This window comes from Rhodococcus sp. NPDC003382, assembly GCF_053589135.1.
In genome coordinates this window covers 38,508-48,052 of the sequence record NZ_JBSFRH010000049.1, presented here as the reverse complement: position 1 = coordinate 48,052, position 9,545 = coordinate 38,508, and the positions used below count along the sequence as shown (strand labels likewise).

Below are 9,545 nucleotides of genomic sequence, written 5' to 3'. Positions count from 1 at the left end.
AACTATTTTAAGACAAACTCAAAACCCCCCCCACCCCCCGGGCCCCGGGCGCCGAGCCCGGACGCCCCGCCCCCCCCCCCCAACACACCCCCACACCGCGGGGAGGTCAGTCCTCCGACACCTCGAGAGCGACCTCGATGTTGCCGCGGGTTGCGTTGGAGTACGGGCACACCTGGTGCGCCTTCTCGGTCAGCGCGAGTGCCTGCTCGCGCGGCACGTTCGGGAGGGTGACCTCGAGCGTGACGGTCAGCTCGAAGCCGCCGTCGTCGTTCGGGCCGATGCCCACGCGCGCTCCCACGGCCGAGTCGGTGATGTCTGCCTTCTCCTGCCGCGCGATGAGCTGCAGCGCCGAGTGGAAGCACGCGGCGTAACCGGCGGCGAAGAGCTGCTCGGGATTGGTGCCGTCGCCGGAGCCGCCCATTTCGGTCGGCATGGCGAGCTGCAGGTCGAGGCGGCCGTCGGCGGTGCGGACGTTGCCGTTGCGGCCGGCGCCGGTGGAGAGGGCTTCGGCGGTGTAGAGGACGTTCATGTCGTGCTCCCTGTCGTTGTCGATGTTGCGGTGTGGAGCGCCGCGGTCATTCGGTGGAGCGTGTCGCGCAGGGCGACCAGTTCGGCGATGTCGAGCCCCGATGCCCGGGCGATGCATTCCGGGATGTCCTGCGCGGCCGAGCGCATCTCGGTGCCGGCGTCGGTCAGGTGCACGACGACGCGGCGTTCGTCGGTGCTCTGCCGGCGTCGTTCGATCAGCCCGGCGGCTTCGAGCCGCTTGAGGAGCGGCGAGAGTGTCCCCGTATCGAGATCGAGCGCATCGCACAGGTCCTGGACCCCGCGACCGTCGCGTTCCCACAGCGCCAGCATCACCAGGTACTGCGGATAGGTGATGCCGAGCCGGTCGAGGTGCGGCCGGTAGACGGCGGTGGTGGCCCGCGAGGCGGTGTAGAGGGCGAAGCAGACCTGCTGGTCGAGAGCGAATGCGTCGGACACGACCATGAATGTAGTGCACGGTTATGTTGTGCACAATATGAATGGGCGCAACCATCTGGGTGATGCAGCTCACGCATCTCCGGGAATTGATCGGGGATCCGGCACGTTAGTTGAGTTCGTAAGACTCAAGTCTCGAAAGAAAGGCTTCGGAATGCCGTCATTCTTCGGGCCTGGTGGCCCTGGCCGCATCGACATCTCCCGCTTCCTCGGCCGCGGCACGCAGGACCTCATGGCCGCTGCGGCACGCTTCGCCACCGAACGCGGCGACGCGGACCTCGATGCGCTGCACATTCTCCGCGTCATGGCGGAGCAGGACCCGGCCCGGACGCTCATGACCCGCGCCGGAGCCGATCCCACCGCGGTCGTCGCCGCCGTCGACGAACGCCTCCCGGCGCCGGGCGCCGGAGACGGTGCGACCGCGCCGGTGCTCAGCGGCACCGTCCGGACCGCGCTGCTCGAGGCGCACCAACTCGCACGCGCGCTCGGCTCGACCTACATCGATCCCGAGCACGTGTTCTTCGCGCTCGCCGCCGACCGCACCCGCGGCCCGGGCCGGCTGCTCGCGTCGCTGGGGGTGACCCCGCAGTCGCTGCAGGCCGCCCTGCAACCGGCCACCGCGCCGCCGCAGGCCGAGTCCACCACCCCGACCCTCGACAAGTTCGGCGTCGACCTGACCGCCCGTGCGCGGGACGGGCAGATCGACCCGGTCATCGGCCGGGCCGACGAGATCGAGCAGACCGTCGAGATCCTGTCCCGGCGCACCAAGAACAACCCGGTGCTCGTCGGTGAGGCCGGTGTCGGCAAGACCGCGATCGTCGAAGGACTCGCCCAGCGCATCGTCGACGGGGACGTGCCGGACAGCCTGCGCGACAAGCGCATCGTCCAGCTCGATCTGACCGCGATGGTCGCCGGGACCCGCTACCGCGGCGACTTCGAGGAACGCCTGACGAACGTGCTCGACGAGATCACCGCGCAGTCCGGTGAGCTGATCGTGTTCATCGACGAGATCCACACCGTCGTCGGTGCGGGCGGCGGCGGCAGCGAAGGCGCCATGGACGCGGGCAACATCCTCAAGCCGAAGCTCGCGCGCGGCGAGCTGCACGTCGTCGGCGCCACGACCCTCGACGAGTACCGCAAGCACATCGAGAAGGACCCTGCTCTCGAACGGCGGTTCCAGCCCGTCACCGTCGGTGAACCCACCCACGCGGATGCCGTCGCGATCCTGCGCGGCCTGCGTGACCGGTACGCCGAGTTCCACGGCGTCGTCTACACCGACGACGCGCTCGACGCCGCGGTGGACCTGTCCGTCCGGTACCTGCCGGACCGGCACCTGCCGGACAAGGCGATCGACCTGATCGACCAGGCCGGTGCCCGGCTGCGGCTGCGTACGCCGCGCGTCGACACCGTCGAGCTGCGGGACCGCCTCGCGGCGCTCGAGGCCGAGAAGGACGAGGCCGTCAAGGCGGAGCAGTACGAGCAGGCGTCGCGTCTGCGCGACGAGATCGCTTCCGTGCAGGCACGTCTCGGTCAGGCGGACCCGACGGCCGAGGCGCCCGAGGTGAACTCCGAGGTGATCGCCGAGATCGTCTCGCGGGCAACCGGAATCCCGGCGACCCGCATGACGCAGGCCGAGAAGGACCGGTTGCGTAATCTCGAGGACGAACTGCACAAGCGCGTCGTCGGGCAGGACGAAGCGGTGCGCGCGGTCGCGCGGGCCGTGCGACGCAGCCGCGCCGGCATGTCGGATCCGCACCGGCCCGTCGGCAGCTTCCTGTTCCTCGGGCCGACCGGCGTCGGCAAGACCGAACTGGCCAAGGCACTGGCCGAGGTGCTGTTCGGCGAGGAGAACAAGATGCTGCGCATCGACATGAGCGAGTTCGGCGAACGGCACACCGTCAGCCGCCTCGTCGGTGCCCCGCCCGGGTACGTCGGCTACGGCGAGGCCGGTCAGCTCACCGAGCAGGTGCGGCGCAACCCGTACTCGGTGGTCCTGCTCGACGAGATCGAGAAGGCACACCCGGACGTGTTCAACACGCTGCTGCAGGTGCTCGACGACGGCCGGCTCACCGACGGCCAGGGTCGCACGGTCGACTTCACCAACACCGTGGTGATCATGACCAGCAACCTGGGCTCGGACATCATCTCCAGCCGCGGCGGGGCGCTCGGCTTCACCACCGGTGACGCCGAAGCCGCCGAGAAGCCGCTGCGGGACCGGGTGATGGGTCGGCTGCGCGAATCGATGCGACCGGAATTCCTCAACCGCATCGACGAGATCGTGCTGTTCCGCAAGCTCGACACCGACCAGCTGCACCGCATCACGGATCTGCTGCTCGACGAGTCGCGGGCACGATTGCAGGCCAAGGGAATCGAGCTCGAGATCGCGGCCGACGCGGTCGACTGGATCGCCGAGCGCGGCCACCAGCCCGAGTTCGGGGCCCGGCCGTTGCGCCGCGCCATCCAGCGCGAGGTCGACGACCGCATCGCCGACCTGCTGCTCGACGACGAACTCGTCGAAGGCAGCGCTGTGACGGTCGCGGTGGAGGACGGCGAACTCGTCGTCCGGTAAGCACGTGGACAGGTGCCCCTCGCCCGAATCGGGCGAGGGGCACTTTCGCACGTTCTATATTCGCGGGATGGAGCAGATCCCCGTCTTGCCGCTGCCCGCCCGCACCCGGCTGTTCGGTGCCGTCCTGCGGGTCCTGGCCCGCGAGCCGTCCGACGGTCCGGAGATGGTCGCGTTGCGGGCACGCCGGGCCCGGCTGATCGCCTCCGCACCGGGACGGCTCGTCGTCGGGACGGACGCGGCGGGGGTGGTCGTGGCGGATCGGCACATCGACGACGGAATCCGGTTGCGCATCCACACCCCGGCCGGCACCGGACCGCGCCCGATCGTGGTGAACTACCACGGCGGCGGCTGGTGCATCGGATCGCCGGAGCAGTCCCGCTGGATGGCGGGCCGGGTCGCCGCGCAGGCCGGGGCGATCGTCGTGTGCCCGACCTACCGCCTCGCCCCCGAACACCCGTATCCGGCGGCGGTCGACGACGCGTGGACGGCATTGCAGTGGGTGCGGGCGAACGCGGCCGAACTGGGCGGGGATCCGGCCCGGATCGCGGTCATGGGCGACAGCGCGGGCGGGAACCTGGCCGCGGTCGCGGCCCTGCACGCCCGCGACACCGACGGCCCCGCGCTGCGTGCCCAGGTGCTCGTGTATCCGGCGGTGGAGATGTACGAGCGGTGGCCGTCCGAGGATGCCCACGCGGACGCGCCGCTGCTCACGTCGAAGCAGATGCGGACGTTCGGGCGGCTCTACCTCGGCGACGGCTACGGCACCGAGGACTGGCGGGCGTCCCCGATCCGCGCCGCCTCGCACGAATCACTGCCGCCGACGCTGATCCTCACCGCCGGGCACGATCCGTTGCGCGACCACGGATTCCGCTACGCGGACGCACTACGGGCGGCGGGGGTGGAGACCGAGCACCACCACTATCCCGACACGATCCACGGTTTCGTCGCCTTGCCCGGCGTCGCGCCCGCGGCGCACACCGCGGCCCGCGACGTCGTGGAGTTCCTGCGCCGAACCCTGTGACCCGTGCGTGTTTTCGGTAGCGGTGACTACCGAAAACGCGCACGGGGTGGGGCGCGCCGAGGGGGTCAGCGTGATTCCCCTCCGCGGTGGGTCAGGCAACCGGTTGTTCCCGTGTCACATCGGTGTGGACTCCGCAGAGTGGTCCAGCCAGATTCCTGCAGGTGCGCAGACCAGACCGATGTCCTTGAGGGTCGAGATCCCTGCCGGGGCGGCCACCACGTCGAAGGCCGCGTTGACTGCGGGCATCGCCGTCATCGTGTCCCATTCGTGGTTGCCCCACGTGTCGGGAGGGACGAACCGGATGCGGGTCTGCACTTCGGGCTCACCCTTGATGATGACGTGATAGTGGTTGTCGTCGAACTGCCAGTCCGTGTTGAGCTCTTTGGTGAGATACCACGCGACGTTGGATTGGACGACCGTCCTGCCTCCGATCGTGCCGTTCCAGCCGGCGCGTATCGCTGCGATGGTGTCCTTGTCGATGCGCAGCCAACCGAGATCGACATCTGTCGACGCCGTGGCGTGTTCGATGAAGAACTCCATGTCGTCCAGTCGGTAGCCCAGAGCGGTGGCCATGCGACGGACCGAGTCGCGGAAGGTGCTCAGCCACAGCTTCGACATTTCCACGGCCTCGGGCGTCGCTTCGGGCAGCGAGAAGCCGAGTGCCTGCCAGGTCTCGGCCGATTCGTAGACCGATACGTCGGCCGACTCGAAGATCGACACCCTTTCCACGTCTCGGCACACCGCGGTCATCGCCGTCACCATCGTGTTGATCCAGCCGGGGTTGACACCGGAGATGTAGAGCGAGCTGTTTCCGCGCTCGCAGGCGGCGGCCAGCTGTTTCTCCGTTTCTCCTTGGATCCCACCGACATTGAGAAACAGATTGGTGCTGATCACGTTGAGGCCGCTCTCCAGCAATCGCACGGCGTGATCGAGGTCGGCCATGAACGGCGTGTAGATCACCACGTCGGGATCCAGGGCGATCAGCGCGTCCACATCGGTCGTGGCGACGACTCCGGTGTCGGGGCGACCGCACAGGGAGCCGGCGTCCACCCCGTTCTTCTCGGGCGAGTAGGCGTAGACCCCGACCAATTCCAGCCGGGGGTCGTCGAGGATTCCGCGCAAACTGAGCTTGCCGACCTTTCCCGTGGTCCATTGGACAACTCGCAGTTTCGTCACTGGTTCCTCCATGCCGGCGCCGCCCCGGCTGGGCGGGTGGGGTGTTCAACGGTCGTGCCGGCCGTCGGTGAGCACCTCCGGCCGCACTGTGAGAACGCAATTCTCCTCACGGGGTGGCCGGACTGTAGCAGGAGAACGGTCATATTCTCAGGGAATCGGGCTCACCCGATGGAACAGGAGACCGGCGACATCACCGTCCATGTGCGGGACGCCTTTCGCACAGGCGGATCCGACGATCGAGGGTGCCCTGAAGGCAGGGCGATATCACCCGGCTTCGGGGAAGTCCACGATCGCCAGGTTCAGCGGCAACTCGTCGGTCCGCGACTCCGGTTCCGGCAGCTTGCCCTGCAGGAACGTGCCGCTCAGGTAGTCGTCCGCATCGGCGATCTGCTGTGGCGCGACCTGCCCGTCGTAGTCGAAGCCCTTGATCTCGTACGGCAGCGAATCCGCCTCGAGCAGGCTCGGACCGTCCATCAACTGGAAATGCAGGTGGGATGCGTTCGCGTTGCCGGTGTTGCCGAGCTTGCCGAGCACCTGGCCCTCGGTGACCTTGTCGCCGGGCTTCACCGTGACCGACCCGGAGATCATGTGGGCGTACATGGCGTACACGCCGTTGCCCAGGTCGAGCACGACGTGGTTGCCGTCGACGTTCTCGACGGTCAATTTCGCCGCCAGTTCCGGATTGCTCGCGGGCAGGACACCCGGGGCATTCGCCTCCATCCCGTCGAGGATCGAGACCACGGTGCCGTCGGCGACGGCGAGGATGTCGGTCCCGTAGTCGACGTAGCTCTCGTTGTTGGTCTTGTCGCCGGTGTAGAACTCGCCCTGCTCATTGGTGCGCTTCCAGTCGATCGCGAAGCGCTGGCTGTTGTTCAGCTTGCCGTTGACCGACATCAGCGAACTGCGGTGCGGGAAACCCGGTTCGCAGCATCCGTTGAGTGCGATCCAGTTGTCGCCACGGACCGGGGGAGCGATGACCGGCACGGTCTGTGTGGAGACGGCGATCGGCGTCGTCAGGTAGTCGATCGGTCCCGGGGTCCCGAATGCCGGTGAGGCAGCGCCGGTTCCGTAGAGGTGGTGCAGCAGGGCCTTCGGTGCCTGGTCGAGGGAGTCCAGGGTGAAGTCGACGAACAGGACCCGGCTTTCCTGCGGCGGGATCGCGTTGCTGTCCACGTAGCCTGCGGGCAGGTCGCGCAGTCGATTGCAGTCGCCGAAGACACAGGCCGGATCGACCAGCGCGGAACCGGAGAAACTGGCGATCACCTTCGTCGGATCCTCGCCGTCGACCACGTCGATCCTGTCCAGGCTCGCCGGCACCTTGGTGGCGTTGGTGAGCTGCAGGTCGTAGACCACGTGGTACTTGCCGTCCGTTCCGCGGAACGGCAGCGGCGGATTCCCGATCGTGTCGAGGGTGAGCGCGGTGAAGGCATCCGGCACGGTCACGCCGGCGACGGAACCGGCCGGAGGCGGCGCGGTGGTCGTCGAACCGGCGTCCGAATCCGACGAACATCCGGCCCCGACGAGTGCGACGGAGGCTGTGAGCGAGACGAGAAGCATGGGGACGCGGCGGATGGTCACGCTGGAACTCCGTTTCTTCGGTTTCGCAAGAAAGTACCAGGACATAACTGGCTTTTCGGACCTTCGGCCGTGGTGCCGCTGTAGCGGTCGAGAACCCGTCCCCGTAGACGCAGTCTTGTTCGCGTGATCAACCGGACGTCCACGCGTTCTCGGCGGGTTCGCTTTCAGGAAGAAGTTTCCGCTTTCAGGAAGAAGTTTCATTGCGTCACCCCGAGCGTCAGGGTTCGAAGACGTCGGACCAGCAGGCTGTGTTCCTATTCGGGTTCCTGGTCGTCGATGTTGAAGTCAGTGGTGGCGCCGAGGAGGTGTTCGAGCGCCATGTTGCCCTCGAGCCGAGCCAAGGCGGCTCCGACGCAATGGTGAATCCCCTTCCCGAAGGCCATGTGAGGGCGGTGAGTTGTCGAGCCGAGGTCGATGGCATTCGGGACGTCGAGGGTCGCATCGTCGCGATTCGCCGCCGCCCACGACAGATAGAGGTGTGAACCTGCGGGCAGCGCGACCCCACCCAGGGTGGTGTCGGAAACGACGTGCCGGTAGTGGCCACGGAAGGGTGACTCGAGTCGCAGTGCTTCTTCGACGAACCGCGGAAGGAGAGCGATATCGGCGCGCACCTCACGTTGGATGTCGGGGTGGGTTCCGAGAAGCCAGGCAGCGTTACCGATCAGGCTCACGGTGGATTCGATGCCCGCGGTGACGAGTTGGATGAGGATCATCACCGCTGTGTCGTGGTCGAGGTCCCCGGCGCCGACCGTGCGGGCGAGGTCTCCCATCACGTTGTGGCCGGGCTCTTCCATGGCTGCGCCGAATGCCTCCGAGAGATACACGCCGAGTTCGCCGACGGCCTGTGTCGCTGCTTCGAGTTGGTCGGCGGTGACCACGCCGTCGAGAAGAACGGTACTGGCCAGGGACCACCGCACGAGGTCGTCGGTGTCGTAGGCGGGAAAGCCCAGCAGTTCGGCGACCACACTGATCGGTAGACGCTGTGCGACCGCGCGAACCCAATCGATACGTCCTTGCTGGAGGCCTGCGGTCCACAGCGCGCTCAGCGTCTCGGAGATGAACGGCTCCAGGCGGCTGATCCGCCGGGCAGTCAGAGACGGCATCACCAGCGCCCGGTGAATGCGGTGCGTAGGTTCGTCGGCGGTGGCAAGTACATGCAGTGGCGACCCGAGTTCGGCGATGGGAAATTCGGTGACTGTGCCGTCGGGGTGCCACACCATCGTCGCAGTGAGGTTCGACGAGAACTCATCGTGTCGACTCACGGCTTCGGCGATCAGGTCCCACGATGTGACCAGAAAAAACGGCGAGTCACCGAGTCGATGGACCGGGTCCCGATCTCGGAGCTGCGCGAGGTAGCCGTACGGATCGTCGAGATCATGCATACGTCGAGGCTGCGTACCGGAGACGTCTGCTGACAACCCCTCGCCACCAAGTCGATACGTCTGGATTCACCGTTCGCGGTACGTGTCTCAACGCGGGCCTGTGACCTGCGCCGATCCGCCGAGAACGATCTGCTGATGTCTCATACTGAGACAGTGGGTTATGACTGGTTGATCGACGGGAAGCGCTCCGACGTCGCCCGAGACCGCCTGATCGCTTGCGCTGCAGAACTGATCGCCAGGCGTGGAGTGGCCGAGTTCGACATCAACGATCTCGCTCGGCACGCACACTGTTCGCGAGCGACCGTCTACCGGCACGCCGGCGGTCGCACGGCCGTCATCGAGTCCGTCCTGATGACCGCATCGGCTCACATCGTCACCGCCGTCCGCACCGCGACCGCAGGCCTTGACGGTCGCAACCGAGCAAGCGTTGCGATCTCGGTGGCACTACGAGAACTCCGACAGGACCGAGTGATTCGGCAGTTCCTACGCTCGGGTCACCTGATCACGATGGCACCCACCGCCATCATCTCGGATACGGTTGCCACGCTTGCAGCCGAACTCATCGGGATCGATCCATCCGACACCACCTCGACCGAATTCGCCGTCAGATCGTTCATGACGCTGCTCCTCTGGCCGGCTGATCCGGTCGAGGAGAATCGCCTCATCGACTCGATAGTGGCCGGGATCGACCGTCACTGAAATTGCCACCGGCGACCGCCACACCCGGATCTGTTTACGGCATCTGCGGATATCGTCCAACTCTGTTGCGCTACAACCGGTCACTCGCTTCGATTGCCCGCCGGCAGCGGATGCTCCGGCATTTCGGATATATGCAGCC

8 protein-coding genes are annotated in these 9,545 nt (G+C 67.0%); 3 read left to right on the top strand and 5 right to left on the bottom strand.

Annotated elements, in window-relative coordinates; genetic code table 11:
• Positions 1-106: 106 nt before the first annotated feature.
• A complete protein-coding gene (locus tag ACWDUD_RS25455) occupies positions 107-529 on the bottom strand; it encodes an organic hydroperoxide resistance protein (protein ID WP_450111112.1) in 423 nt (140 codons plus the stop codon).
• Complete coding sequence (locus tag ACWDUD_RS25450) at positions 526-984, bottom strand: MarR family winged helix-turn-helix transcriptional regulator (protein WP_307845964.1); 459 nt, start codon at positions 982-984, stop codon at positions 526-528. The genes ACWDUD_RS25455 and ACWDUD_RS25450 overlap by 4 nt, the downstream gene beginning before the upstream one ends.
• A 151-nt stretch (positions 985-1,135) precedes the next feature.
• Here ACWDUD_RS25450 and ACWDUD_RS25445 point away from each other — a divergent pair, with 151 nt between their 5' ends.
• Both ACWDUD_RS25445 and ACWDUD_RS25440 read left to right on the top strand, forming a co-directional pair.
• Positions 1,136-3,550 carry an ATP-dependent Clp protease ATP-binding subunit gene (locus ACWDUD_RS25445; RefSeq protein ID WP_450111111.1) on the top strand — a complete coding sequence of 805 codons (2,415 nt, stop codon included), beginning with the start codon at positions 1,136-1,138 and terminating at the stop codon, positions 3,548-3,550.
• A gap of 67 nt (positions 3,551-3,617) precedes the next feature.
• Positions 3,618-4,571 carry an alpha/beta hydrolase gene (locus ACWDUD_RS25440; protein ID WP_197250067.1) on the top strand — a complete coding sequence of 318 codons (954 nt, stop codon included), beginning with the start codon at positions 3,618-3,620 and terminating at the stop codon, positions 4,569-4,571.
• Positions 4,572-4,685: 114 nt separating this feature from the next.
• Here the strand turns inward: ACWDUD_RS25440 and ACWDUD_RS25435 are convergent, their stop codons facing one another.
• From ACWDUD_RS25435 to ACWDUD_RS25425, 3 genes are all read right to left on the bottom strand, one after another.
• The gene (locus ACWDUD_RS25435; RefSeq protein WP_374068481.1) at positions 4,686-5,747 is read right to left on the bottom strand and encodes an NAD(P)H-dependent amine dehydrogenase family protein; all 1,062 of its coding nucleotides are present in this window, start codon (positions 5,745-5,747) and stop codon (positions 4,686-4,688) included.
• 264 nt (positions 5,748-6,011) lie between these two features.
• Positions 6,012-7,325, bottom strand: a complete 1,314-nt coding sequence (locus ACWDUD_RS25430) for a M23 family metallopeptidase (protein ID WP_450111110.1) — start codon at positions 7,323-7,325, stop codon at positions 6,012-6,014.
• Positions 7,326-7,579: 254 nt separating this feature from the next.
• Positions 7,580-8,707 (bottom strand): cytochrome P450, encoded by a 1,128-nt coding sequence (locus ACWDUD_RS25425; RefSeq protein ID WP_450111109.1) that lies wholly within the window; start codon positions 8,705-8,707, stop codon positions 7,580-7,582.
• A 168-nt stretch (positions 8,708-8,875) separates the two neighbouring features.
• On the opposite strand from ACWDUD_RS25425, the gene ACWDUD_RS25420 reads away from it, so the two are divergent.
• Positions 8,876-9,406 carry a TetR/AcrR family transcriptional regulator gene (locus ACWDUD_RS25420; protein WP_450111108.1) on the top strand — a complete coding sequence of 177 codons (531 nt, stop codon included), beginning with the start codon at positions 8,876-8,878 and terminating at the stop codon, positions 9,404-9,406.
• Positions 9,407-9,545: the final 139 nt, after the last annotated feature.

What these genes read in the sequence shown, in the direction of transcription:
- ACWDUD_RS25440 (WP_197250067.1), top strand. Translation starts at nt 3,618, where the DNA reads ATGGAGCAGATCCCCGTCTTGCCGCTGCCCGCCCGCACCCGGCTGTTC.
- ACWDUD_RS25455 (WP_450111112.1), bottom strand. Translation starts at nt 529, where the DNA reads ATGAACGTCCTCTACACCGCCGAAGCCCTCTCCACCGGCGCCGGCCGC.
- ACWDUD_RS25445 (WP_450111111.1), top strand. Translation starts at nt 1,136, where the DNA reads ATGCCGTCATTCTTCGGGCCTGGTGGCCCTGGCCGCATCGACATCTCC.
- ACWDUD_RS25425 (WP_450111109.1), bottom strand. Translation starts at nt 8,707, where the DNA reads ATGCATGATCTCGACGATCCGTACGGCTACCTCGCGCAGCTCCGAGAT.